This window comes from Priestia sp. SB1 (assembly GCF_038898415.1).
This window is the reverse complement of record NZ_JBBJSS010000009.1, coordinates 155,163-180,784: the sequence shown is the minus strand read 5'-3', so window position 1 is coordinate 180,784 and position 25,622 is coordinate 155,163. Positions and strand designations below refer to the sequence as shown.

General features: G+C 38.4%; 30 protein-coding genes. 8 read left to right on the top strand and 22 right to left on the bottom strand.

Going from position 1 to position 25,622, the window contains the following annotated elements; all coding sequences use genetic code 11:
- Window positions 1-83: 83 nt before the first annotated feature.
- The 4 genes from WKH56_RS28680 to WKH56_RS28665 all read right to left on the bottom strand — a co-directional run bounded on the left by WKH56_RS28680 (window position 84) and on the right by WKH56_RS28665 (window position 2,921).
- On the bottom strand, window positions 84-398 hold the full coding sequence (locus tag WKH56_RS28680) for a thioredoxin family protein (RefSeq protein WP_013056696.1): 315 nt from the start codon (window positions 396-398) through the stop codon (window positions 84-86).
- Window positions 399-586: 188 nt separating this feature from the next.
- On the bottom strand, window positions 587-1,189 hold the full coding sequence (locus WKH56_RS28675) for a YpjP family protein (protein ID WP_028413645.1): 603 nt from the start codon (window positions 1,187-1,189) through the stop codon (window positions 587-589).
- A 380-nt stretch (window positions 1,190-1,569) separates the two neighbouring features.
- Window positions 1,570-2,355: a class I SAM-dependent methyltransferase gene (locus WKH56_RS28670; protein ID WP_221833481.1), complete on the bottom strand. Its 786-nt coding sequence runs from the start codon at window positions 2,353-2,355 to the stop codon at window positions 1,570-1,572.
- A 128-nt stretch (window positions 2,356-2,483) separates the two neighbouring features.
- The gene (locus tag WKH56_RS28665) at window positions 2,484-2,921 is read right to left on the bottom strand and encodes a BrxA/BrxB family bacilliredoxin (protein WP_013056693.1); all 438 of its coding nucleotides are present in this window, start codon (window positions 2,919-2,921) and stop codon (window positions 2,484-2,486) included.
- Between the two features lie 241 nt (window positions 2,922-3,162).
- Between WKH56_RS28665 and WKH56_RS28660 the strand changes: the two genes are divergently transcribed.
- Window positions 3,163-4,047 carry a polysaccharide deacetylase family protein gene (locus WKH56_RS28660; RefSeq protein ID WP_028413647.1) on the top strand — a complete coding sequence of 295 codons (885 nt, stop codon included), beginning with the start codon at window positions 3,163-3,165 and terminating at the stop codon, window positions 4,045-4,047.
- 30 nt (window positions 4,048-4,077) lie between these two features.
- Here WKH56_RS28660 and WKH56_RS28655 read toward each other — a convergent pair whose 3' ends face one another.
- The 6 genes from WKH56_RS28655 to WKH56_RS28630 all read right to left on the bottom strand — a co-directional run bounded on the left by WKH56_RS28655 (window position 4,078) and on the right by WKH56_RS28630 (window position 10,798).
- Window positions 4,078-5,202, bottom strand: a complete 1,125-nt coding sequence (locus WKH56_RS28655; RefSeq protein WP_034269350.1) for a conserved virulence factor C family protein — start codon at window positions 5,200-5,202, stop codon at window positions 4,078-4,080.
- A gap of 63 nt (window positions 5,203-5,265) precedes the next feature.
- Window positions 5,266-7,164, bottom strand: coding sequence for an ABC-F family ATP-binding cassette domain-containing protein (locus tag WKH56_RS28650; RefSeq protein WP_033578764.1), 1,899 nt, complete (start codon window positions 7,162-7,164; stop codon window positions 5,266-5,268).
- Entirely contained in the window at window positions 7,145-7,798 is a 654-nt protein-coding gene (locus WKH56_RS28645; protein WP_033578763.1) for an HD domain-containing protein, read from the bottom strand. Before WKH56_RS28645 ends, WKH56_RS28650 begins: the two co-directional genes overlap by 20 nt.
- A gap of 124 nt (window positions 7,799-7,922) precedes the next feature.
- Complete coding sequence (locus WKH56_RS28640) at window positions 7,923-8,399, bottom strand: glutathione peroxidase (RefSeq protein WP_028413651.1); 477 nt, start codon at window positions 8,397-8,399, stop codon at window positions 7,923-7,925.
- Window positions 8,400-8,460: 61 nt separating this feature from the next.
- On the bottom strand, window positions 8,461-8,979 hold the full coding sequence (locus WKH56_RS28635; RefSeq protein WP_168760665.1) for a hypothetical protein: 519 nt from the start codon (window positions 8,977-8,979) through the stop codon (window positions 8,461-8,463).
- 130 nt (window positions 8,980-9,109) lie between these two features.
- A complete protein-coding gene (locus WKH56_RS28630; RefSeq protein ID WP_048021304.1) occupies window positions 9,110-10,798 on the bottom strand; it encodes a formate--tetrahydrofolate ligase in 1,689 nt (562 codons plus the stop codon).
- Between the two features lie 351 nt (window positions 10,799-11,149).
- Between WKH56_RS28630 and metA the strand changes: the two genes are divergently transcribed.
- A complete protein-coding gene (metA, locus tag WKH56_RS28625; protein WP_025752026.1) occupies window positions 11,150-12,061 on the top strand; it encodes a homoserine O-acetyltransferase MetA in 912 nt (303 codons plus the stop codon).
- Window positions 12,062-12,233: 172 nt separating this feature from the next.
- On the opposite strand, the gene WKH56_RS28620 is transcribed toward metA, so the two are convergent.
- On the bottom strand, window positions 12,234-12,422 hold the full coding sequence (locus tag WKH56_RS28620) for a hypothetical protein (protein WP_080968666.1): 189 nt from the start codon (window positions 12,420-12,422) through the stop codon (window positions 12,234-12,236).
- Between the two features lie 84 nt (window positions 12,423-12,506).
- Window positions 12,507-12,917 carry a hypothetical protein gene (locus WKH56_RS28615; RefSeq protein ID WP_048021305.1) on the bottom strand — a complete coding sequence of 137 codons (411 nt, stop codon included), beginning with the start codon at window positions 12,915-12,917 and terminating at the stop codon, window positions 12,507-12,509.
- Between the two features lie 160 nt (window positions 12,918-13,077).
- On the opposite strand from WKH56_RS28615, the gene WKH56_RS28610 reads away from it, so the two are divergent.
- The gene (locus WKH56_RS28610; RefSeq protein WP_063247262.1) at window positions 13,078-13,809 is read left to right on the top strand and encodes a polysaccharide deacetylase family protein; all 732 of its coding nucleotides are present in this window, start codon (window positions 13,078-13,080) and stop codon (window positions 13,807-13,809) included.
- A 464-nt stretch (window positions 13,810-14,273) separates the two neighbouring features.
- Window positions 14,274-14,438, top strand: a complete 165-nt coding sequence (locus tag WKH56_RS28605; protein WP_013056680.1) for a hypothetical protein — start codon at window positions 14,274-14,276, stop codon at window positions 14,436-14,438.
- A gap of 123 nt (window positions 14,439-14,561) precedes the next feature.
- Here WKH56_RS28605 and WKH56_RS28600 read toward each other — a convergent pair whose 3' ends face one another.
- Together WKH56_RS28600 and WKH56_RS28595 are read right to left on the bottom strand one after the other, a co-directional pair.
- On the bottom strand, window positions 14,562-15,257 hold the full coding sequence (locus tag WKH56_RS28600; protein ID WP_063247261.1) for a peptidoglycan-binding protein: 696 nt from the start codon (window positions 15,255-15,257) through the stop codon (window positions 14,562-14,564).
- Between the two features lie 135 nt (window positions 15,258-15,392).
- A complete protein-coding gene (locus WKH56_RS28595) occupies window positions 15,393-16,142 on the bottom strand; it encodes a Cof-type HAD-IIB family hydrolase (RefSeq protein WP_048021311.1) in 750 nt (249 codons plus the stop codon).
- A 245-nt stretch (window positions 16,143-16,387) separates the two neighbouring features.
- Here WKH56_RS28595 and WKH56_RS28590 point away from each other — a divergent pair, with 245 nt between their 5' ends.
- A complete protein-coding gene (locus WKH56_RS28590; RefSeq protein ID WP_063247259.1) occupies window positions 16,388-17,230 on the top strand; it encodes a sulfurtransferase in 843 nt (280 codons plus the stop codon).
- Window positions 17,231-17,305: 75 nt separating this feature from the next.
- On the opposite strand, the gene WKH56_RS28585 is transcribed toward WKH56_RS28590, so the two are convergent.
- The 4 genes from WKH56_RS28585 to WKH56_RS28570 all read right to left on the bottom strand — a co-directional run bounded on the left by WKH56_RS28585 (window position 17,306) and on the right by WKH56_RS28570 (window position 19,605).
- The gene (locus WKH56_RS28585; RefSeq protein WP_048021315.1) at window positions 17,306-17,950 is read right to left on the bottom strand and encodes a FusB/FusC family EF-G-binding protein; all 645 of its coding nucleotides are present in this window, start codon (window positions 17,948-17,950) and stop codon (window positions 17,306-17,308) included.
- A 135-nt stretch (window positions 17,951-18,085) separates the two neighbouring features.
- Window positions 18,086-18,364 carry a CD3324 family protein gene (locus WKH56_RS28580; protein WP_285852074.1) on the bottom strand — a complete coding sequence of 93 codons (279 nt, stop codon included), beginning with the start codon at window positions 18,362-18,364 and terminating at the stop codon, window positions 18,086-18,088.
- A 366-nt stretch (window positions 18,365-18,730) separates the two neighbouring features.
- On the bottom strand, window positions 18,731-18,859 hold the full coding sequence (locus WKH56_RS28575; RefSeq protein ID WP_013056674.1) for a YuzL family protein: 129 nt from the start codon (window positions 18,857-18,859) through the stop codon (window positions 18,731-18,733).
- A 65-nt stretch (window positions 18,860-18,924) separates the two neighbouring features.
- Window positions 18,925-19,605 carry a class I SAM-dependent methyltransferase gene (locus WKH56_RS28570; RefSeq protein ID WP_028413664.1) on the bottom strand — a complete coding sequence of 227 codons (681 nt, stop codon included), beginning with the start codon at window positions 19,603-19,605 and terminating at the stop codon, window positions 18,925-18,927.
- Between the two features lie 104 nt (window positions 19,606-19,709).
- Between WKH56_RS28570 and WKH56_RS28565 the strand changes: the two genes are divergently transcribed.
- Both WKH56_RS28565 and WKH56_RS28560 read left to right on the top strand, forming a co-directional pair.
- Entirely contained in the window at window positions 19,710-19,934 is a 225-nt protein-coding gene (locus tag WKH56_RS28565; protein WP_013056672.1) for a DUF3892 domain-containing protein, read from the top strand.
- 12 nt (window positions 19,935-19,946) lie between these two features.
- Complete coding sequence (locus WKH56_RS28560) at window positions 19,947-20,093, top strand: hypothetical protein (protein ID WP_342837155.1); 147 nt, start codon at window positions 19,947-19,949, stop codon at window positions 20,091-20,093.
- 303 nt (window positions 20,094-20,396) lie between these two features.
- On the opposite strand, the gene WKH56_RS28555 is transcribed toward WKH56_RS28560, so the two are convergent.
- From WKH56_RS28555 to WKH56_RS28545, 3 genes are all read right to left on the bottom strand, one after another.
- Window positions 20,397-21,272, bottom strand: a complete 876-nt coding sequence (locus tag WKH56_RS28555; protein ID WP_014460489.1) for a helix-turn-helix domain-containing protein — start codon at window positions 21,270-21,272, stop codon at window positions 20,397-20,399.
- 249 nt (window positions 21,273-21,521) lie between these two features.
- The gene (gene ribD / locus WKH56_RS28550; RefSeq protein WP_063247257.1) at window positions 21,522-22,613 is read right to left on the bottom strand and encodes a bifunctional diaminohydroxyphosphoribosylaminopyrimidine deaminase/5-amino-6-(5-phosphoribosylamino)uracil reductase RibD; all 1,092 of its coding nucleotides are present in this window, start codon (window positions 22,611-22,613) and stop codon (window positions 21,522-21,524) included.
- Window positions 22,610-23,359: a GTP cyclohydrolase II gene (locus WKH56_RS28545; protein ID WP_028408822.1), complete on the bottom strand. Its 750-nt coding sequence runs from the start codon at window positions 23,357-23,359 to the stop codon at window positions 22,610-22,612. The genes ribD and WKH56_RS28545 overlap by 4 nt, the downstream gene beginning before the upstream one ends.
- 356 nt (window positions 23,360-23,715) lie before the next feature.
- Here WKH56_RS28545 and WKH56_RS28540 point away from each other — a divergent pair, with 356 nt between their 5' ends.
- Window positions 23,716-24,039, top strand: coding sequence for a winged helix-turn-helix transcriptional regulator (locus WKH56_RS28540; protein WP_014460492.1), 324 nt, complete (start codon window positions 23,716-23,718; stop codon window positions 24,037-24,039).
- Between the two features lie 124 nt (window positions 24,040-24,163).
- On the opposite strand, the gene WKH56_RS28535 is transcribed toward WKH56_RS28540, so the two are convergent.
- Window positions 24,164-25,375, bottom strand: a complete 1,212-nt coding sequence (locus tag WKH56_RS28535) for an MFS transporter (protein WP_048021319.1) — start codon at window positions 25,373-25,375, stop codon at window positions 24,164-24,166.
- Window positions 25,376-25,622 lie beyond the last annotated feature (247 nt).

Sequence of the window (25,622 nt, the reverse complement as noted above, 5' to 3'; positions counted from 1 at the left end):
TCCTAGTATACCCCACTCATCGAAAAATGGAAATAGCCATTCTCACAAAAAAAGCTGCGAGAATGCTCTCGCAGCTTAGGGAATTAAAGAGTTGCTAAAAATTCACGGACCGCTTCAGGCGTTTTAGCATTTGCACTGTGCAGGTGCGCAATTTTTTCACCGTTTTTATATACAAGAAGAGAGGGAATACCCATTACATTGTTTTCAGCAGAAAGTTCTTCAAACTCATCCTTGTCAATTTTAAACCATGCTTTATCTGTATTTTCGTCAACGATTTCATCAATAAACATATCCAAACGTTTGCAATCAGGACACCACGTTGTCGTAAAAATCCCAACGCTTAGTGTTTCATTCTTAATTTGTTCGCGAAATTGTTTTTCTTCCGTAAATTGTTTCATTGTGTTACCTCCAGCGTCTATTCGTTCCTTCCTACAACTCTATAGTAAGAAGTCTGACTTCATTATAAACGATTTTTTTATCGTTGTGCTAATGTTTCAGCTTATTTAGACCATAACGGTTTTAGACGTAAAAAAATGCTAGCTTAAAAAAGCTAACATTTCGAAATTGTAGAATGTTGTGTCTATTATCAGCTGAACCACTTAGGCGGCATGTTTCGGTTCCAATAAATTTTCCCTAAATCATAATGCTTTTGAAAATTATCTGCGGCCGCATGATAGTGAAAATTAAACCAGTATCCATCTTTTGGAGGATTTTCACGCCGTACATGAAACCGTATTAAGTCCTGACCGGTTTCCCGGTCATATACATGGAAAATCTTTTCACCGTAGCCAGCAGCAGGGTGCTCGCTTATCTCGAGATTCTGAATTGACTGTTCACGTTCAGTGCCAATGTCGGTCAGCACTTCTTCAATTTTAGGTAACACTGCTTGACGAAATTCATCTTCAATGACAGGACCAATTTTTGTTCCGAATTTTTCCACTGACTGTTTTTCAGCTGATTCCATTGCATACGTAACAAATGATGAAACGTCTTCATATTTTGGTTCTTCATATGGCAAATGAATATCTTCTATAACAGCTGTGACAGGAGTTGTTTCTCTTACATACCCTGCTTTATGTTGCTTGTCCGCTTTTGCATCATCAACGTATAAATATTCTGGTGGAGTGACAAGCCCAAATGTAAATACTGTAATAAATACAATTAGCATTCTTTTTATCCATCTAGGCATTCGTATCTTTCCTTTCTCATCTTTTCCCATATGGTCTTTTCATATTGTAAAATTCATTATCATAACTCACTAGGTATTGTAACATACTTATTAATTTTTTACCTATATTTGCTTATTCATTTATGCTGTCTACGGGCATTTGACGACTTTTCAGTTACCACCTTCCTTCTTCTGTTTGAGGTTGTCACACCGAGCGGAAACCTATACAAGATATTCCTTTTTTGCTGGATGCTTAAACACAAAAGTATTTTTATGTTCAAAAATATATCATACTTTTATGAACTTTAGATGAAATTCATAAAAAAAACTTCCAAAACTTTTTAATTCCTAAAAGGTTTTGGAAGTCTTTTCAATGAGCGTAATTAATTTTACTTTTTTGGTTATTTTTGTATATAAATTGTCCCGTAATGAAATTTTGATGTTTTTCGTTTTTGCACAGTAAATCCATGCTCTTTAAAACGACTGCTTTTCCAATGATCTTTTAGCACGACCTTTTGTTTGGCTACTCTTTTTGCTTCTTGTATAGCCATTGGCGTCAGCGTGGTATACAGTGCTATTGCTTTAATACCATTAATTCCATTCGATTCCTCAATTTGTTCTTGAAACATCGGATCAAAGTAGACAACATCAAAAGAATTATCTTCACAACACGCCAAAAACGATTCAAAATTTTGATGAACCACGTTTATACGCTTCATTGCATCATTCAACTCTCGTACGTCACTTTCCCAATTTAAAAGTCCTTGTTTGACTAAATAAGCTACATAGCGGTTGCCTTCTAGTCCGACAACTTTCCCACTTTTCCCTACCGCTACGCTCGCCATCATACTATCCGATGCAAGACCAAGTGTACAGTCAAGCATGCTCATTCCTTTTTCTAAACCAGCAGCTTCAATAAACGGATCACGTTCTCCCCGCAGCCATCTCTTCACTCTAAACATAGCGGAGTTTGGATGAAAAAAAATAGGTTCCTCTTCATTTTGGACGTGCAACTCTACTCTATTTTTACCGACAACCAGCACGTCTGCCGCTTCAAGATTTTGAAGATCTGCAACAGATTTCTTCTCTCTTGTTACAAAAGGTATACTTAAATCAGCGGCTACTTGTTTGGCTTTTACAATCATCTGTTCATTTGTTCGACCAGCAGTCGTAACAATCACTTTCATAACTCCCCCTACACTGTTTGGCTATTTACATAAAGAAAAAGGATGCCGATAGACATCCTTTTTCTTATAAAGTATATGCGATTTTTCTTTAAAAATCTATATACTAGATGTGACAAAAGCAGGACATTTTATGAACAGTGCTGCTTAAAGCCATTTAAAATGTTTTCAAAAATAACTTCTAACGGCTGACCTTCAATTTCATGTCGAGGAATAAAATGAACAACTTCTTTTCCTTTTAAAAGTGCCATAGACGGTGATGAAGGCTCAATGTCCCCAAAATATTCACGCATTTTAGCTGTTGCTTCCTTATCTTGACCGGCAAAAACAGTTACCACTTGATCTGGTTTTTGCTCAGACTGTAAGTACGCTTGCGTTGCTGCAGGACGTGCTAAACCAGCAGCGCATCCACAAACTGAATTAACGACAACAAAAGTTGTTCCTTCTACGTTTTCCATAAAATCAACTACGGCTTCCTCTGTTGTTAATTCTTCATAACCAGCTTGAGTTAATTCTTGACGCATTGGTTTAACTAACTGACGCATATATTCTTCATATGCCATTGACATATTAACATTCCTCCTAACAATCATTCACGCTAAAAGCATACTATAAAAACCAGGAAAAATCTAGCTACTCACTCTTCAAATCCTTATCGCTGTCTCGTTCTCCTTTTTCATTTGACAAAAAAAGATTAAAACCGGGTCATATCATCTAATTTTTTTCCATAAAAATGTCGATTTTTACTATTAATATTCCATTTTTTGTACTATAGTAGTAAATAGTAGTTTAGTAGAAAGGATTTTCAAATTGAACCAGCGATTTAAACCGAACAAACGATTTAAGCCAAACAAACGATTTTATGCATTTTTGTCTTTAGTGTTAGTGATCGTCGCTTCTTTATTTTTTATTACAGAAGCCAAAGGAAGTGAATCCGCTGCATCTCAGCAAGTCTTAGCATCTACTGCATTGCCGCTGAAAGAAGCTGCATCTTCAGCACAACCTGAGAAGCTGCTTAATACACTTCACCATAATATGTATGTAGGAAATACCGTGAACGATCAAAATCAAGCTCTTACACAGCCTGTTTACCTTACGTTTGACGATGGCCCAACGCCTGATACCCTTCACATTTTAGATGCTTTGCGTCAATATAACGTAAAAGCAACTTTCTTTATGTTAAAGTATCAAATTGACGCTCACCCTGAAATTGCTAAAAAAGTAGCACAGGAAGGACATGCCATCGGCTGTCACGGCGTCTCTCATGATATTCATGTCATGTATAGTGAAGACGGCGCCGCGTTAAAAGAAATGCAGGAGTGTCAAGCGACAGTTAAGAAAGTAACCGGTGTTGACAGTAAGTTAATCCGCGTTCCTTACGGCAGCGTTCCTTATTTAAAAGAGCCGCACCGTACAGAGTTGCTAAGCCACTTTAAATTATGGGACTGGAATGTAGACAGTGAAGACTGGGCACTTCGTTCTGCACCTAGAATTATTCAGGGCCTTGAACCTCATATTCAAGGGGTTAACTCCAACGGAAGAACACCCGTCATTTTATTTCATGACAAATCCTTTACGGCACAGTCTCTGCCGACTATTTTGACTTACTTAAAACAGTCCGGTTATCAGCCTATTAAAATTGATAACACGATGCAGCCTATGCAGTTTCCAACTCCCGCTGCAAAACAGTCATAAAAAAAGATCATTCAAGTGAATGATCTTTTTTTATGCTTTTCTGCTTTCCGTCATTTGTTTCCAAACAGAACCTTTTGCTTCTTCTCCGCCTTCGATACGTTCAATCGCTAGCTTGATTTGTAAATCCACCTCAAATTCTTTGTCATTCTCTGCTGCTTTTAATGCAGGAAGAGCCGTCTCATCCCCTACCTCGTATAAATACATCGCTGCACGCCAGCGCACAAGCTTGTTTTTATCACCAAGGGCTTCACACATTGCCGGAATACCTTCTTCAAAACCTAAATCCGACATGCAGTCTCCAGCAGTACGGCGCACAGTGACTGATTTATCTTTTAATGCTTTGTATAAATAAGGCAGTACCGCTTTTGATTCAATCATTCCTAAGTAGACCGTAGCTAAGCGGCGAATAGATGCTTTTTCATCATCAAGCGCTTTATTTAAAACGTCTAAATCAGCTTCTGTTGGATCCATTTGTTCTAAATGGGCATAGCGCACTGACCAATCGTTGTCTTCTAGCATCTCTTCTGTAACTTTATAGGTTTTACGCGGCTGTACCGTTTTTCCGCCTTCTTTTTCTTCTTGTGCATTGGCTACAAGGCGAGTTAATCTTTCTTGCGGATATGCTGCTGCTAATTCTTCCACTACTTCGTCTCCGATAGCCGCTAACTCTCCGTAACGAACGCCTTGTTCTTTCCATTTCCGTTCTAGCACTACATTATCTGAAAAGCTTTGAAGCTCTGCTACCGCTTTTGCGAATCGTTCAGGCAGACCAAATCGCTTTTCTTCATTTCCATCCGTTAGCTTAACTTGCATTGGTACGTTTTTGAACATTTGAACGGACACATTGACCTCACCAAAATGCTCATTCATTTTGTGCTGTTCGCTGCTGCTTTGCAAATCTTCACCAAACGCTGCACGAACTTGCGGCAAAATTTGCTTCCAGTCATATTTAGCATTTCGCTCTACTGCTAAGAAGTCCGCTACGTGATAGACTCCTTTTACCCCTTCTACTTTCAAGATGTCTTGAACAACTTCAGGCGCTGCTTCAGCATTTTTTTCCGTATAGTTATTGCTTTTTCCGCCTGATAGCACTTCGTCTAAATTAATTTTCATTGTATTCGGACTTGGCGTTGGCTCAATTGATTTAATGTTCATATCGTATCGTACTCCTCTCGTTAAAATTGTAGCATGTGGCTTATACTCAGTCTAACGACTTGTTTACGCGTTTTCAATTTCTTCAATCAGCTCTGAAAGCTCTGCCCAGCGATCAAGCAATGCATTTAATTCTTCATTTGCTTTTTCTTGTTCTAACGATAGGTTATGCGCTTTTGTATAATCGCTGCCCACCTGTTCAATTTCACTTGTTAAGCGTTCAATTTCTTCTTCTTTTGCTGCAATATGATCTTCGATTTCTTCCCATTCTTTTTGTTCTTTATACGTTAAGCGACGCTTTTTCGTTTTCTCCGGCTGTTTTGGCTTTTCTTCTTTCACTTTAGCCTGCTGAGCCATTGCCTGCTTCTTTTTCACCGCTTCTTCTAATTGATCTGTATAAGCGCCAAAATAAGTCGAAATGTTTCCTTCTCCTTCAAAGACAAGTAAGTAATCTGCTACTTTATCTAAGAAATAGCGATCATGTGATACCGTGATAACAACACCTGGAAATTCTTCGAGGTAGTCTTCAAGCACCGTTAGCGTTTGAGTATCCAAATCATTAGTCGGCTCATCTAGCAGTAAAACATTTGGGGATGTCATCAACAATTTCAATAAATATAAACGACGGCGCTCTCCTCCGGACAACTTTTGAATCGGTGTTCCGTGCGTATGTGAAGGAAATAGAAATCTCTCAAGCATTTGCGATGCAGAGATCATTTTCCCATCCGTCGTATGAACAACTTCTGCCGATTCTTTAATATAATCAAGCATGCGTTGATTCAAGTCCATATCATCGCTTTCTTGAGTATAGTAAGCAATTTTAACCGTTTGTCCTCTGTCAATTTCACCGCTGTCCGGCTCAATGCGTCCTGCAATCATATTCAATAGGGTAGACTTTCCGCTTCCGTTCTTACCGACAATTCCAATTCGGTCTTGTTTTTTCACGATGTGCGTAAAGTCTGAAAGAATGATTTTATTTTCATACGTCTTAGACACATCTTTTAATTCAAACACTTTTTTCCCAAGGCGGCTGCCTGCTAAACTTAAATCCAATGATTCTTTTTCAGAAGAATCGAGTTTTCCTTCTAATTCATCAAATCGCTGAATACGCGCTTTTTGTTTAGTCGTACGCGCTTTTGCTCCTCGGCGAATCCAAGCCAATTCATTGCGATATAAGTTGCTTAATTTTGCTTGAGTTGCTTTTTCCTGCTCTTCTCGAATCGCTTTTCCTTCTAGGAAAGCAGCATAGTTTCCTTTATAGCTATATAAATTTCCACCGTCTAATTCAAAAATTCGGTTTGTAACAGCATCCAAGAAATAGCGATCATGAGTAACAAGCAATACGGCTCCTTGATATTTGGATAAATATTCTTCGAGCCATTTAACCGTCTCATAATCCAAGTGGTTAGTGGGCTCATCTAAAATTAATAAATCAGGTGTTTGAATTAGGCTTTGGGCAATTGACACGCGCTTTTTCTGTCCACCTGAAAGTTCGCCGATTTTTGCACTCATATTTGAAATTCCCAGCTTCGTTAAGATCGACTGTGCGTTAGAATTGGCTTCCCACGCGTTCATCGCATCCATTTTCTGCTGTAAATCATACAGTGTCTGCTGGTTCTTCTCGTTTGCAGAATCTTGCTCTAACGCATATAGAGCTAGCTCATAGTTTTTTAATAAATTAAGAAGGGGCGTATCTCCGCTGAAAACTTGCTCTAAAACCGTTAAGTCTTCATCAAAATCGGGATGCTGAGGTAAATATGTCACGCTGTAGTCTTTAGCATGAACAATATCCCCTTCATCTCCCAGCTCTAGACCTGCGATAATTTTAAGAAGCGTCGATTTTCCTGTTCCGTTTACACCAATTAAGCCGATTCGCTCATTTTCCGTAATTGTAAACGTTAGCTGATGAAACAGCTCTTTTTCTCCATATGTTTTTGTTAAGTTTTCAACAGTCAGCATTTTCATAATGATAATTCCACTCTTTCTTAAATTGAACTAAAAATTCTTTCATATATGTATGTCGCTCTTGCGCTAGAGACCGTGCTGTTTGAGTATTCATTAACGCAGTCAGCTTTAACAACTTTTCATAAAAATGAGCAATAGCCGTTGATTTTCCGTGTCTGTATTCTTCCTCTGTCATCTCACTTCGTACAGCAATGTTTTCGTCATACAGAGCCGTGCCTTTAGAACCTGCATACATAAACGTACGTGCGATACCAATCGCACCAATTGCATCTAAGCGATCTGCATCTTGAACAACTTGACCTTCAAGCGTGGCCATAGCCGGACGGTTTCCGCCTTTAAATGACATCGTTTGTAAAATATGAACGATATGCTTGCAGTTCTCTTCTTCTACGCGCTGACTCTTCAGCCACTCCCGCACTTCTTCATACGCTTTTTCAACATCTTCCACTAGCTTATCATCTACCACATCGTGTAAAAGCGCGGCTAGTTCAATAACTTCCCGGTTGCCGCCTTCTTTTTTATATAAAAGCACTGCATTTCGACGCACGCGATCGATATGCTGCCAGTCATGTCCCGTCGTGTCATGCGCAAGCTTTGCTTGAACCCACTTTTCCGTCTTTTCTATTTTGTTCATTTGCTCACCTCAATTATATCCACCATTATTTTAGCACAAAGTAAGGCGCTCGTCTCACTGACAGCTGAGCACCCTTTGAAAACCCTGGCTGAAAAATAAAAAACAGATGGAGATCCACCTGCTTTTACAGCAATTCTTTTATATCTTTTTGAATATCTTTTGGTGCAGTTTGAGGTGCGTATCGCTTCACGACTTCACCTTGACGATTCACTAAAAACTTTGTGAAATTCCACTTTATCGCTTTAGAACCTAGCAGGCCAGGTGCTTGTTCTGTTAAGTATGCAAATAACGGATGTGCATGCTCACCTTTTACATCTACTTTTGCAAACATTGGAAACGAAACGCCGTAGTTTAACTCGCAAAATTGTTCAATATCATTTGAACTTCCTGGCTCTTGACCACCAAATTGATTGCAAGGAAAACCTAGAACCGTTAGACCGTTTTCTTTTTCTTCTTCATACAGCGCCTGTAAATCTTTATATTGAGGGGTGAAGCCGCATTTGCTAGCTGTATTCACAATCAAGAGTACGTCACCTTGATAGTTAGATAGTGATACGTCTTCGTCTTTAATTGTTTTTGCAGAGTATTCATACACGCTCATTAAAACGCCTCCTTTTCCCTATTGTAATTCACTTTATTTCTGAAGTACAACTGAAACGCTCTTATGATTTGTCGTAAAGAACCTTTAGCTGATCAGTCGTTTGCAGCATATAATCAATCATTTCGATTAAATCTCCTACTTGATCTTCGTAAATGAATCGGTTAAAGGTTACCGCAATATTGTTTTCATATTCGTTTCCTCCAACTTCATGAGTAATACGCTGCTTAACCACTCTTGTTGTTCCCCAGATCCTTTCACACATTTCCTGTATGTTTTGAAACTCAGCTTCTTCAAACGTTTTTTGTTTTTTCAGCTGAAAATGAATATAAACTGTACAACCTGGTTTTTCTACACGGGAAGGCGTTAATTCCGCATGAATATTATCTAAGTCGGTTGATAAAGTTAGCGACGCGGTACAGCAAAAATGCTGTTGAAAAGAAATGCGGTACGTTCGAGTAAACTGAGCTAAGTCTACAAAATCTTCGCGATTTGTAACAGATACTTGCCCAGATAAGTCAAGATCATAGATCTCTCCTTCTACAACCACTTTTAAATTATCAAATACAATTGGATCAAACATTTCAACTACTTCCTTTTTTTATAAAATACGAACAGTCAACTCTTCTTCTTTCTTGCCAAATTAATTCATAACATACCTGTTATTTTGTTTTATCTCATAAGAAAAGCGATGCCAAGGCATCGCTTTTCTCTTAAAAAATACCTAGTGCGTGTCCATTCTCGTCAATATCCATATTGAGCGCAGCAGGTTTTTTTGGAAGTCCAGGCATTGTCATAATTGAACCTGTTAGCGCAACGAGAAACCCAGCTCCGAGTGAAGGACGGAATTCCCTTACCGTAATCTTAAAATCTGTTGGTCGTCCAAGCTTCGTCTGATCGTCACTTAATGAATACTGCGTTTTGGCCATACAGATCGGCAGGTGATCCCATCCGTTTGCTTCAAATTGCTGTATTTGCTTTAACGCTTTTGGAGCAAAATCTACGCCTTGTGCTCCGTATACGGTTTTAGCAATAGCTTCTACTTTTTCTGGAATCGAAGCTGACACATCATAAAGAGGAGAAAACTGACTTTCTGTCTCGTTCATGACTTCAAGAATTTTTTCAGCAAGCATGACGCCGCCTTCTCCACCTTTTTCCCATACTTCTGTTAAAGCAACTGGAACATTCTTTGAAGCGCACCAATTCATAAGCGCTTCTACTTCACCTTTTGAATCTGTTACAAAACGGTTCACGGCTACCACATAAGGAACGCCGAATGCCTGAATCGTTTCAATATGTTTTTCAAGATTTTCAATTCCCGCTTCTAAAGCCTCAATGTTTTCTTCATTTAAACGCTCTTTAGGAACACCCCCATGCATTTTCAGAGCGCGAATTGTGGCAACGATTACTACCGTTTCTGGTTTAATATCTGCCATACGAGCTTTAATGTTCAGGAATTTTTCTGCGCCTAAATCTGCCCCAAATCCCGCTTCTGTTACTACATAGTCGCCTAGTTTTGCAGCCATTTTTGTTGCAATGACGCTATTGCAGCCGTGGGCAATGTTAGCAAAAGGACCTCCGTGAATGAGGGCTGGAGTATGTTCCAACGTCTGTACAAGGTTTGGTTTAATCGCATCTTTTAAAAGAAGGGTAAGCGCTCCTTGTGCACCTAAGTCTGCAACCGTTACAGGCTCATTGTCTATGTTATAAGCTACCACAATAGACGCTAAGCGACGCTTTAAGTCTTGTAAATCTGACGCTAAGCAGAAAATAGCCATAATTTCTGATGCAACGGTAATATCAAATCCATCTTCTCGAGGAACACCTTGCATCGGACCACCTAATCCAACGACAACCTGACGCAGCGCACGGTCGTTTAAATCCACCACTCGTTTCCACGTAATTTTACGTGTATCAATACGCAGTTCATTACCTTGATGTATATGGTTATCTAAAATGGCTGCCAGCGCGTTGTTAGTTGTTGTGATGGCATGCAGGTCTCCAGTAAAGTGTAAATTAATATCCTCCATTGGTAGCACTTGAGCATAGCCACCTCCAGCGGCACCTCCTTTAATTCCCATTACCGGACCAAGAGAAGGTTCACGCATGGCGACAATCGCTTTTTTACCTAATCTATGTAATGCCTGAGCTAAGCCAACCGTCACTGTCGACTTCCCTTCTCCTGCTGGAGTTGGATTAATAGCTGTAACTAAAATCACTTTTCCATCTTGTTTTGTGTGTAAACGTTCCATAACGGACAAAGAAAGCTTGGCTTTATAATGTCCGTACGGCTCTAGCTCGGCCTCTGAAATATCGAGCTGCTCGGCAATCTCTTTAATCGGTTTAATCGTTGCCTCTTGTGCAATTTGCAAATCACTTTTTATTTGCTTCTTAGTTGTCATATAAAAACCCCTTTTCTGCTGAGAATTCTTTTTAAACACTTCATCAAAAAAGGATAAAATCCGTTTTCTGGGGGAGATATGAAGTTTAATAAATACAGGAACGACTACTCTATAAATTTTACTGAGTTTCAGTCATGCTAAAAAAGCATAGCAACGCTCCAATTTAACCTTATTGTACCATTTCATTTTAACCATTACGCATATTAATGCTCTTTTTTTTCAAAATTCAATTGCTTAATATTCTGTATATTCCTATAATAGTATATTGTACATAAATGTTGAACCTCATCTTCACGTGAGAAAGAACATTTATACGCGTCATTACTTCGAAATCGAATAGGAGGAATTTTATTGCCTATTAATATTCCACGTGATCTTCCGGCAAAAGAAATTTTAGAAAAAGAGAGAATTTTCATCATGGACGACGTGCGCGCGGTTAACCAAGAAATTCGCCCGCTTAATATTGTTATCCTAAACTTAATGCCGGAAAAAGAAAAAGCTGAAACGCAATTATTACGTTTACTCGGGAACTCACCGCTGCAAGTGCATATTACACTTCTTTACACGGCAAGCCATAAAGCAAAAACAACGAGTAAAAATCACCTAGATCAGTTTTATAAAACGTTTGAACAAATTAAAGAACGAAAATATGACGGAATGATTATTACAGGAGCACCTGTAGAACATATACCATTTGAAGAAGTAAACTACTGGAAAGAACTTCAAGAAATTATGGATTGGTGTAAAACAAATGTGACTTCTACCCTTCATATCTGTTGGGGAGCCCAAGCCGGACTTTATCATCACTTTGGCATTGACAAGCGACCTCTTTCTGATAAATGCACGGGTGTATTTACACATGTTGTATCGAGTGAAGAACCGATTAAGCTCCTGCGAGGATTTGATGATGTCTTTTATTCTCCTCATTCCCGTCACACTGATGTAGACATGAATGAAGTGAAAAATCATCCTGACCTTGAGCTTCTTTCCTACTCTGAAGAAGCTGGTGTTTATATGGCGATGTCTAAAGACGAAAAGTTTGTTTTCGTGACAGGCCACCCAGAGTACGACGTTCAAACACTGCAAGAAGAATTTCTTCGAGATACAGAAAGAGGACTAGAACCAAAGCTTCCGGAACACTATTTCCCAAACAATGATCCTGACAAAAACCCTTTAAAAACATGGCGTTCTCATGCCAACCTGCTGTTTATGAATTGGCTAAACTATTATGTTTACCAAGAGACTCCATATCTGTGGGAATGAAAGAACCGAGTGGCCGTATATCAAACATAAAAAATGACAAGTCCTTATATGGATTTGTCGTTTTTGCATTGATTATATTTCTCTTTTGTAAGCAGCTAGCTTTCTTTTCGATTATTATTTAGAACATAGTTTTATCAAATAAATAAAACACAATCTTCTAAGAGATTGTGTTTTACAGCTCTTTAATATATTCAATGACCGAATCTGGAAATTCGTTTCGTATTCCGCAATTCCCACAATAAAATCCGCTATATTCGTCTGTCGCAACGTATTGCCTTAAAAGAAACAATGTTAACCTATTTGGGAGACCGCATTCTGTGCAAAACGCCAGGTATTTGCTGCGCTGTCTTTTTGCTGACATACGTTTCATCCTTTCGATTAACTATAGAAAGCGTTTTCTTATTTATATGGAGCTTTCTTACTAGTTTATGACAGCAATTACGGTCTATCTCCAATTATTGTCGCGACGAGAAGGGCGGAATAAACGCAGAATTAAATTAATTACAAGTACAATAGCCAAAATGTTAATTAATAACCCAAAAATCCCGCCCAGTGCACCCATATGACCAAGCAAACCGCCAAATAACATCCCTGCCAGACCGCCGTACAGCAGTCCACGAGCGAATCCTCCTCGTTTTGAACGGGTAACGCCTCGATTTACAGTTCCATTTCTGCGATTTGAAAAATTAGATCTCGGCTCATTTTGTCTAACGCTTGGCTGTCTATTAAACGACCGCTTCCCCGAACGATACGACCTTGCACTTACGTTATAGTCGTCTTGATAGGAAATATATTCAGCTAAGGGAGATAAACTTAGCGAAAAAATCAATGCTACGGCAATCATTATTTTTTTCATTTGCTTTTTCCTTTCTTCACCTAATAGTAACTGTTTATTATAGTGCGCTGTTTCATGCATATCATACGTTTTGACACAAAAGGGAAATTCAGCTTCATACAAAGTTTTTAATCGGGTATCATAACGTTATACTTTGCCCTAGAGAGGAGCGTGCATGTACATGATACGGAGAATTAGTATACTGCTGTTCACACTGTGCTTCTTATTTAATGGAGCCCTTCCTGCACTATGTAAAGCGGAACAAGTAAAAAGTGTAGCTGTGCGTGACCGTTTGCTTTATCAAGGTAATAACCACCTAAAGCAAACCGCCCTAACATTTGATGATGGACCGGATCCGCGCTTTACTCCACATGTATTGGATCAATTGAAAAAGTATGGTATTAAAGCAACCTTTTTTCTTATCGGGGCAAAAGCTCATGAACATCCTGAGCTGGTGAAGAGAATGGTAGCTGAAGGTCATGCTGTTGGGATTCATACCTATTGGCACCCCAACTTACTAAAAGAATCGACTGAAAAGTTTCACTGGGAAATTGCCAAAACTCAGGCTATTATTAAAAATATTACCGGGTTTGAAACACAGCTGTTTCGTCCTCCCTATGGAAATTTAACGCAAGAAATGATCAGCGAGCTGCCAAATGAAAATGTCTATGCGATTAACTGGTCTTCTGATTCATTAGACTGGAAGCAAATCCCAGAAGCAGAAATCACCAAGAATGTATTTAAGAACATGCACGCTGGAACAATTGTTTTGATGCACGACGGTGGCCATTGGACCATGGACCTTTCCAACACCCCAAAGTCGCTGGATACCATCATTCCTAGACTTAAACAAGAAGGATATCATTTTGTGACCGTCCCAGAACTATTGCACATCCCTTATCCAAAAAATTAAGCTCCAACGAGTTTCTGATATAGAAACTCGTTGGAGCTTTACGATTTACCTTAATAGAAAGTAAATATGCCTCTCCTACAAAAAGTGCGTGTCAAAAGATCTAATTCAAATCCATCTTAAAACTCAAAGATATGCCCTATTTCTTCAAAACGTTATCATACTAAAGATACAAAATGAGGCATTCTTTTTTTGTTCCATCGCTCTACAATAAAGGGAATTTAAGGATAACCTCTAAAATAGGTTTTAAGTTGCATAATTAGGAGTAAATATTACTATAACTACTCTCATATTTTTAGACAAGCTGCATATGTATAAAATGAGAGAGTCGAACGCATTCCACATATCCCTAAATTTCTTCTTCTCACAAAAAAATTGACGAACTTTTTTTGTCAACAGGTGCGTATAGATATGATAGAATTCCTATATAATGACCTGGATTCATTTCTAAACAAGGAGTTTTGACTATGATTAATGAACAAGAGACGTTGTTATTTATTAAAGAACTTGGCCGCTTGTTGAAAGACTATCAAAACTGTTCAAACGCCTCTGTAAAAAGTGAAATATATAAAGATATCGTGTTGTTGAGCAATGTTATCCAGTTAGATCACGTGAACGTTTCTTACGCTTAGAAAATCCTTTTTATTTCTTTATAAATTTCAGTTTTTCTACCATAACTACAGAAAAGGAAGAAAAGAGACGATTTCCATCCATCTCTTTTCTTCCTTTTCTCGTTCTCATATTTTTATGGTTATTTAGAACATAGTTTTATTAAAATTGCTATAGAGTTTTTCGAGTGTCTTCGGTCCAACTATTCCATCTACCTGCAGATAAAGTGCTTGTTGAAAAGCTTTTACCGCTTTGAGAGTGGAAGACCCGAATATACCGTCTGCTCCTCCAAAAAGAGAATAGCCTAAGTGAATAAGCATACGTTGAATTAACTGTACTTGATTTCCTCGATCTCCGTATTCAATTAGCACTCTTGAAACCTTTTCCGTCTGTTTCTCAGGTTTTTTTCCACTTCGAAGCTGCGACAAAGATAAACCGAATGTATATTGAAAATGAGGATAATCTTTTAAGCTTTTCCAATCTCCTCCCCATTCCAACCCGATCCTTTTTCCTACCTCTCCCGCTTTGTTCCATCTTCGATCAATGGTCCAGTCAACTTCTCCGTTGTTATCAAGCAGCGCAATATCAATAGCTAGTCCATAATTATGATAAGAATAGCCGCCTTTGGCATTAGTCACGATACTTCCTGGTGTTGTTCGGCCTTGTGAATATAGTTTATCCTGCTGCTCTATCGATCTAAATCCTTCAGTGATCACAATAAATATACTTTCTTTATATGCTTGCCTAATGAGTTCGTACGCTTTTTCTTGCACTATTTCATGTACATTCTGCAGCTTATTTTCTGCTTTTTTTAACAGCTTGTCTAATGATAAATCGCTCATACTCCCCACTCCTTAACTAGATGGCTTCTCCTTATATATACGTATAAGACGAACTCTAAGGGAGGCATCCAGTATCAGTTTATGCGGAAAGTAGTTAAGTGGTGCAACAGTGCCGCCTGCTGTGTAGAGCTGCTGTTATTTCAGTACCCAGTGGCTGATAGCCTTCGCTACTCCGTTATTGACATTTGTATCTGTCACCCAGTCCGCTGCTTCTTTTACAGCTTCCTGAGCATTTCCCATGGCGATTCCACAACCTGCCGCTTCAATCATAGCCATATCATTTAAGCTGTCTCCCATTGCAATGACTTCATCCATTGAAATGCCCAAACGTTCACATACAGTCATGATCCCTTTTGCTTTGTTAATACCAAGTGCATTAATTTCTAGATTCGTTAAACTAGAGTTGCTGATTTCAAAATCTGAAATGCCTGCTATTTGTTTCAGCACTTCTTCTCGTAAAGCATCATCTGGAATATCGTAGCCAAACTTCAGCCATTCCTGTGAAGCAATATCTTCTGGAAATTCATCTCTCCATACTTTATCCGTCGTCACAGCCCAGAAGTTAAGCTTATGCTCTTGCGTTAAATTCCACATTTTCTCAATGTGTGAAGCATCAATTAACTTTCGTTCTACAAGCTGTCCAGATTCATCCCAAATTTCACTTCCGTTTACTGTAATAAGGTAAGAAGACAGCTGAAGAGACTGCGCGTATTCACGGCATGTTAAAAGAGATCGCCCCGTGCTTAATACCACATGAACACCTTGTTCTTGAGCTTTAGCAATGGCCGCACGATTTTCTTCAGAAACTTCTTGCTGATTGTTCAGCAGGGTTCCATCCATATCTAGTGCAATCAGTTTAAATTCTTTCTTTTCATTTGTTTGCATCTTTCTCTCTCCTTCTCATCAATAGTAAGTATGACATTACGCTGAGTATTTAACTTATACTATGTAACTCTTACTATAACTGTAGCACAGGAACATTTCACTCTGCATCAGATAAGCGCTAAAATGGTCAATTATTCTCTGGGGAATAATTGAAGGAAAGCAGCATACCTTTGCCGTAATTTATATTTAAAGCTTTTCATTTTTATTTATTTCAACTAGAATTTTGGTAAAAGGATGTGAATGTTATGAACACTATTATTTCACCGGCTGACTTACATACTGCATTACAGCAACCCCAACACTCCATTGTGTTGCTTGACTGCCGATTTACCCTTGGAAAGCCTGAGGCAGGAGCAGATGCTTATCAAAATGAGCACCTCCCGGATGCTCATTATTTGGATTTAGAAAAAGATTTGTCCTCTGTGGCTACTTCTCACGGAGGCAGACACCCGCTGCCCGATGTTCAAAAGCTCGCTCAGAAGCTCGGCAACTTAGGAATTAATGCTGATTCCAGAGTCGTCGTTTATGATGAACAAAACGGAATGATGGCTTCAAGAGCATGGTGGCTACTGCGATATATAGGAATTGAATACGTACAAATTTTAAATGGAGGTTTTAATAACTGGAAACAATCGGGATATGAAACAACTAAGAGCGTTCCAGCATCTTCTCCTCAAACTTTTGTACCTTTCGTTCAACAAGATTGGGGAGTTGCAGGAGTTGAATACGTAAAAGAGAATCTTCATAATCCTAATGTTGTTCTTGTCGACTCTCGTGAAAAAAAGAGATATCTCGGCTTAGAAGAACCCATTGATTTTGTAGCAGGACATATTCCAGGCGCCATTCATTCTTTTTGGCAAGATGTGTTAACTTCAGAAGGTTTATGGAAAACAGATAAAGAGTGGAAGGAGATGTTTTCAGCTATTGATTCTCACGCTGAAATCATTGTATACTGCGGATCGGGTGTATCTGCTTGCCCTAACGTTTTGGCTTTAAAATCAGCCGGTTTTCCAAATGTAAAATTATATGCCGGCAGCTGGAGCGATTGGATTAGCTATCGTGACAATCCAATCGAGAAAAACAGATAGATAAAGAAGGCTCAGTCTCACCAAAAGTATAGAGACTGAACCTTCTTTTTTTGTATTTTTCTTATTAGCCGCATGCTATTTACTGAGCCTCAACATAAAATCATGAAGCCGATCTAAGGTAAGCAAGTTTTGATTACACGCTTCGCTATCTTGACAAATATAATTTCCTCGTTGGGTAAATGTTCCTTGAACAGTTCCTTTGATTTCAGCAGTGAACATACCGACTTCCTCGTAGCTGTGGCAAAGTGTGCATATTCCCTTCTGGTTGATAGGCTTAAATGTTCCTTGAATACCTTTTAGCTTCTGAGTATAGAGATCCTGCGCTACGATAAACTTTTTGTTTGAGCCTTTATCGACCCAGCTAACATATGAAATGCTCCCTAGATCAATGGTATCAACTGAAGGAATCTTTAACTTTTTCACTTTCGGAAACAATTTTTTCACGCCAGCTTCTGTAAACGATTTAAATGAAATCACGTAAGGCTTTATCGTTTCTAAAAACACCTCTGCTTGTTCTTTATTTTTAACTTCAGCAACCGGTAGCAATAACTCTTCCTGTTCCTCAGTAAGAACTCCAAACGCGTTTAATACTTTTTCTTTTGCAAGAGCTTTTAAAGCCTGCAGCACATCGGAATTGTTCACTGTTCCATACCCATTGATAAGAATTTGCGTTTGGCTTTTGATAAAGTTATATTGATCATTTCTTATAAACGCTTCCACGTTCTTCACTCCTTCTTCAGGTAATCAGCTACTTTTTACTTTACCGTATGGATTCCTTTTACGAAATGTAAAAAATAAATCAGAAATAAACTATACCTAAAAAAGCGCGGGCATTCAGTCGCCCGCGCTTGATTTTTACCGTTGCTTTTTATATACAATTTTTTTGATGGTTTCGGTTGATAAGAAGTATTCACGGGCTAGCTCCTCGATTGAAGCTCCTTTTTTGAACAACGTCTTAATCTGTTCGTTTCGCTCGTCAATCAACTTTCTTCCACCAGAGCAAGTGCCCCATTTCTTCCTTGCCTTCTGCGGCTTCGGAATATAAATGGTTTCTCCTTGAATATATTTTTGAATTTCACTAATCAGCTCTTCAGGTAAAATATTTGTTGCTTTTACATACGTCATTTCTGCCAGCTCCTTATGTGATTTTGCTTATACAATAAGGGGCAAAGCCGTATATATTAGAAATGAGATATGCTCGGTTAGGCGATGTCTATTACTAAACCGTCCACCCCATGCAAAGTATCGCCTCTCTAATATCAGGCTTTGCATGAGACGCTGCAGTATCCGGTAAATATCTTTTATTCACCATTTATTACACCTCCGCTTTACATCGAATGGAAACCAAGCTTGTAGAAAATTACAATTATTGGCTCAGATTTTATTATAAGCTATCTGCAATCTTGCAGACAATACTTTCTTACTTATAAAGATGACACCGTAAATAAAACGAACTTGCAGTGAGCTCGTTGTTCTCCCTGCAAGTTCGTTTTATTTTTGTTATGAACGCTTCTGCTTTTTGTTAGCTGAACTGCTTTGAACACCTTGTTCAGAAGTGGTCGTCCCTTGTCCTTCTACATTTGGTGAACCTAGCTCTGATTTTGAGCGGTCTTTTTTAATTTTACTCATGTCACTCACCTCCAGTTTGTAGTGTACCCTTTGTACAGCTACATATAAGGAGACGCGTGCTGTTTTTATTGTTTCTTGAGCATAAATAGCCATAGAAACGTTAAGGCTTGCTTTAATTCATTTGGGAGCTGTCCAATCAGCTTATCAGTAACATTTCGCTTATATACACCTTCGCCATCGATTACTTCCCATCCATTTTCTTTTGCAAGCTGTTCAAACTCCCACGGCATCATCGTATTGCAAATAACGTCTTCCCCATATAGTCTTTGATAACTGTTGGTACGAGGCTGAGCAGTTGGCCCAAGAATACCTACGCATGCATATCCTCCTGGTTTTACAACTCGGTACAATTCCTTCAAAGCTAATCGAGGATGCTCAGTCCATTCTAACGCATTGATTACCATAACCCCTTCTACTGATTCAGAAGACAGCGGGAGCTTCATAATATCAGCTTGAGCGAACGACAAATTTTCACTTTTATGCAGCTGCGATGCTTTTTGAATCATTTCTTCCGATAAATCAAGACCGATTGTTTTGTATCCAGAAGCAGCTAGAAGAGATGTCCCAAACCCATCACCGCAGCCCACGTCTGCCACTATACCACCTGATTTAAGATGTTTTTGAACAAATGGAATCACTGTTTTCCGACTTCCGTTTTTCCACATTTCTTCACTTCGACTATTCCAAAATGATACTTTTTGGTTCCACTCGTCTTGAGCTTGATCATGCCAATTAAATGTTGTCATTTTTTATCCCCTTTGCACTCTTTTCTTTACCTTATCACTTTTTATAATGAATAAAAACGACTATTTCAGCAACCATATAGATGTAAAGGAAGGTGTTTATTTGTATGAAAGAACGTTTCGTTGCAGTACGTAAAAATGCAGACGGTGACCTCTTAGAATTCCAAACGGCTTCAGGAGACGTTTTAACCTATGAAGAAGCGTTAAAGAAAGTAGAAGCTGGGGACGTTGAGCATGTGAGTACCTTTGTAGGGAAAGACGGCGGTACGTATATTCGCAGCATTCCTGACCATGACAAAACAAATAATCTCGATGCATTGCCATCGTTTTAAAGGAGAATGGATATGACAAAAAAGAATAACAAAGGAAGCGCTAATCAAAGTAATCCAAAAACGCAGCACCACCTTGTTGAAATGGGTGAAGAAATTTCAAGCGGGGATAATTCAATGGGAAACAAACGCAACAAAGATCAGTCTAGTAAAACACAATAAAAAAAGCCGTGCTTTTTAGCACGGCTTTTTTTATTAATGTTGGCTTGGAAGACCTAATGTTGAAAAATCTCCTGTTGCTACGCTTGTTCCAACTGAAGCAACACCTGCTACTAATGTAAACGCTAATGCCATACCGACTAATACTTTTTTCATAATTATTTCCTCCTCTTTCTTTGATTTGACTCTAGTGTATCACAGGATAAAAGTAGATGAATTCCTTTCTATCAGCATTTATCACCTTAAAACCATGGATTTCCTCCATTTTGATAGAAATTTCTCAAAAATTATAATGATAGGAATATTTTAAACAAATAGAGCTTCAAGTTCTTTTTCTACTAGCTTGACGAATCGCTCGTTTCGCTGCAAGGTGAAAATGGTCATAGACTTTTCCATATATTCTTTACCTTGTTCAATTTTACCTAATTTGATTAAGCTCTCTCCTGCTTGGTAATGAAGTTCTCCAAATAAATACATTGATTCATTACTAATGCACAAATCGATTCCTCGGTTGCTATATATCAATGATTCATCATAGTTACTCATATCTCCAAGCGTTTTGGCAAGTGCATTTAAAATTCTAATTTTTATATTTTCGTCTTTTGTTTGGGGCAGCTCATTTAAGCTTTTGAGTGCTGTTTGATATGTATCTAGAGCCTGTTCATACTCTTTCTCTTCATAAAGAATAATCCCAATGCTATTTAAAATTTCAATTTCTCTTTCTTTATAAAACGTTGCCGATTGCTTAGTAAGCTCGATCGCTTGGTACATTTTAGACAGCGCATCTTCTTTATTATGATGAATGTAATACACGCAAATACCTTCGTGCCACATTAAAAATTGCTTGTTCAGCGGATTTTGAAACAGGGGACTTTCTTTTTCTTTTACAATGATATTATGAATAGCATCATAATCTCTCTGACGAATATATTGACGAATTAACGATTGAACCGCATCTACGTAATCAAGTCGAGGTGATTCTACACTATCAAAAAAGTAGTTAACATCTACGCCAAGGCGCTTAGAAATTTTATAGAGGGTAATGCTTGATGGATATTCTTCACCATTTTCAATTTTGCTGATTTGCGCTTGTGTACAAATGTCTCTTGATAATTCTTGTTGTGTCAACCCTGCCATTTTGCGAAGGTCTCTCATAACACTCCCAATTCTATACTCTCTCATCTCTTTTCTCACCCTTACTTTCACATAATATATTCTCTCTATAAACATATAGTGCTTTTATTTAGATAGTCAACTGTAAACACGTTAAAAATTTATGCAATGTTTCGAAATTGACCATTCCCTATAATAGCAAATTAATCTATAAGAGTAAAATAGTGTATTATTTTTCTTCTCTAAAAAATCCGAACGATAAATCGTTCGGATTTTCCTTCAACTAACATATTTTTGTTCCAGCCTCATTTACATTTTTCATTTATAAACAGGATATCCAACAAATTTAAAGTCTTTACCGATTGAAATAACAGAAAGACGCTCCACGTCCACTGCATCCCACATCTTTTCTACGCCTTTTCCTTCTAGAAAAGTAGGAGCTTCTTTTCCTCCTGACAGCTTTGGAGCCATATACAGCACCAATTTATCAATTAAACGATTTTCTAGAAATGCGGCATTCACTTCGCCGCCTCCTTCAATTAAAAGAGACGACACAAATTTCTCACCTAGTATAGAAAGCATATCTTCAAGATTTACTTTGTCCTCACCGCTTGTGACAAATACTTCGACGCCTTGTTTCTCAAGCTGTTCTTTTTTTCCTTTTGAATAGCCCTGACTTGTAAATACCCATGTTGGGGCTAAAGAATCCGTTGCTAGCTTGGAATCAAGGGGCATACGCAACTTCGAATCCATCACAATACGAATCGGGCTTCGGCCGCCTTCGATGCGAGTTGTCAGCTCGGGGTTGTCCTTAATGACCGTGTTCACCCCTACTAAGATACCCGCCGTTTCATGACGAAGCTGATGTACATCCAAACGAGCTGCCTCAGACGTAATCCACTTGCTGTGAGAAAAAGCAGTAGCTATTTTACCGTCTAACGTAATCGCTGACTTTAACGAAACAAACGGCTTCTTCGTTACAATATACTTATTGAAGACTTCGTTCATTTGACGTGACTCTTCTTCACATACACCTGTTATGACCTCAATGCCTGCTTTTTCTAAAATTTCAACTCCATTACCTGCTACTAAAGGGTTGGGGTCTAAAGTTGCTATGACCACTTTTTTTACACCGGCTTCAACCAGCGCTTCAGCACAAGGACCTGTACGTCCATGGTGTGAACAAGGCTCTAACGTTACATAAGCAGTCGCTCCTTGTGCTTGTTCGCCAGCCATTCGCAGCGCATGAATTTCAGCGTGAGGCTCTCCCGCTTTTAAATGCGTACCGATTCCAACGATTCGATTATCGTTTACAATGACAGATCCTACAAGCGGATTTGGATCTGTTTGTCCTTTTGTTGCTTTTGCGTTTTGTAAAGCTATATTCATATAAAATTCGTGATTGATCAAAGAAGAACCTCCTCTTTTAAGTGTCCTGAACGTTTAACTTTGGTGTCTAGATACTTTTCATTAAACTGAGATACATCTCCCCAAAGTGGAACGCGCCCTGATAAAAGTGCGCCGTTTTTCTCAAGTGCGATTAGCTTTTTCGGATTATTGGTAATCAGCGTAACCGGTTTTTGGCGCAGCACTTTTAACACGCTGATGGCATCACTATAGCTGCGAGTATCATCTTCAAATCCTAACCCTTCATTCGCCTCTACCGTATCAAATCCGTTTTCTTGAAGAACGTATGCCATTGCTTTGCTGAATAGGCCAATGCCGCGTCCTTCATGATTTGCTAAATAAAATAGCGCTCCGCTTCCATTTTCGACAATCATTTTCATCGATTGTTTTAATTGAAAACCACAGTCGCAGCGTTTGCTTCCGAATATGTCTCCCGTATGGCAGATACTGTGCATACGAATGAGTGCCTCATGCGATTCTTGAAAATCTCCGTACACAAGAACACTCGATTGCTGCATGTCAGCTAAATTAGCTCCTTGCATTTTTTCAATAAGCTCTTCCGTACTTAAAGATCCTTCTTTTACATTATCAGAACGCAACCATGAATACCAACTAAATACTTGTGTCTCTCCATCTAGATTCACCGGAAGCGTGATAGGTCCTACTATATAAATAAAATGATCATCATTTTTTACTACATTAATTTTATCTTTTAAAATTGAAACAACTTTTTCGTTAATCACAGTCATTTCCTCCTCTTATGTGTCTTTCACTTATCTACTCTTTTCACATTGTGCTCAATCTCTCACATGAACAAATATTTTTTCTAGCACTTCACTACATTTATCTTTTTTAATTGATGTATTAGCTTACTAAAAGTAAGTAACTTTACTTGCTTAAAGTATTATATGACGATACATTTATCTTGTAAAGCTTTTATGTTCTCTTTGTTACTTTTAGTAATTAACTTCTTTAATTATATAAATTATATAATTAAAACATAAAAACGTAAAGTAATTTATGTTCTTTAAGTAATTAAATTACACAACACTAGATAAAATGCTGACTTTGTTTTATAATATAGGAAGAGAATGGAGGTAATAACATGGACGGTTTAGCACTCTGCCCGCGTTTTGAAAAGGCTGTTACTATACTAACGAAACGTTGGACGAGTTTGATCATTTTTCAGCTACTTTCCGGCTCACAGCGGTTTTCTCAAATGCAAGAAGCACTTCCAGTAAGCGGAAGGCTCTTATCCGAGCGCTTAAAAGAATTAGAGCATGAAGGAATCGTCATTCGTACGGTTATTCCGGAAACTCCTGTTCGAATCGAGTATTCGCTATCCGACAAAGGATTAGCACTGGCGCCGGTAATTCAGGAAATTCAGACATGGTCCAGTGAGTGGATTACAAAAGAAGAAGTGGAATAAAAGAAATCTCTAAAGAAATCTGGAGGGCTTCTATATCGATATACTCGCAGCCGTTTTCGTTTTCTTTAGAGCTCCATAAATAAAAAAGGCATGCTCCCTTTGAGCACGCCTTTTTTTATTTATGTTATTTTCCTAATGATTCATTTTGAGAAATAATGCGCTGTTTCTGGCTTTTTCGGCCGTGCAATACAAGGTATACTGCTATAGCTAAAAGAGCAACAATGGAACAGAAGACATACATTCCTTTATACCCGGCTGCTGTAGATAAAATGCCTAATAAAAAGGACCCTAAACCCATTCCAGAGTCAAAAAACACAAAAAACGTAGCGGTGGCGACACCTCGGCGATGAGGAGAAGCTTTTTTTACAGCAATGGATTGAAAACTTGATGTAATCGTTCCAAATCCTAATCCAATCAATGCTCCAGCTAATAAAAACACCCAGCTTGTTGTCGCTTGGCTAAGCAAAAAGATACCGATAGCTAGAGATAAAATGGACGGATATACCACGCTGTTTTCTCCGTATTGATCAAACCATTTTCCAGTAAAAGGTCTAGAAGCTAATAAGCACACCGCGTATACAACAAAGAAAAAGCTTGAAGCTTGCGTAAAGCCCATTTCTTTTGCATACATAGACACAAACGAAATAACACTTGCATATGAAAAAGCTACCACAAGGCCAGCAACAGAAATAGGCAGCGAACGGTATTCAAAAAACGCCGCAAGACCTTTAGCTGGCTGTATTTTATTTGTTGCAGAAGAAGCTGGCTCCACCTCAGGTACACGAAGTACTAAACTGCATAATGCTGCTAAAACAGAAGATACAATCGCAACGGTAAAGACCGCTGCATGACCCAAAGTATTTGTTAACGTTAAGCCTACAAACGGACCCACTACCATCGCTAAATTCATGAACGTCGCATAGTATCCCATCCCTTCTCCTTTTCTCTGTTCAGGGATTACATTTGCAACAATTGCTCCTGTAGCAGTTGTGCTCATTCCAAAACCAATACCATGAAGCACACGCAGCAGCAGCAGCGCTGATAATGAGTGAATATTCATATATAAAATAGAACCAATTAAAAAGATGAAGACACCTATTAATAGGACTTTCTTTTGTCCTAATGTTGTCATCCACTTACCGGCTAGCGGTCTGAACACAATGCCGGAGACTAAAAAAATTGTCACAATTAACCCTAAGCTTTGCTTACTTGCATGAAGTTCATCCGTTGCAAACAGCGGCAATGTGACAGTTAACATATAAAAAATGACAAAAACAAAAAAGCTAGTCAGTGAGACCGCTAAAAAATCTTTTGTCCATAATTTCGATTTCTGCATGATTTTCCTCCTTTTATCTTTTCATTCGTACCTATTTATTAAAACAAACTAAAGCATAGTCCATAAATAATATGTATACGAATTATCTCAACTCAAACTATTATAGGGTTCATATATGTAAGTGTCAACATGTATTTATCGATTTCATTTTTCTATAGAAACAAATCAATAAATGAAACCTACATTCAACATCACAATGAAAAAATCCGAACGATTAATCGTTCGGATTTCCCTTCAACTACATTAC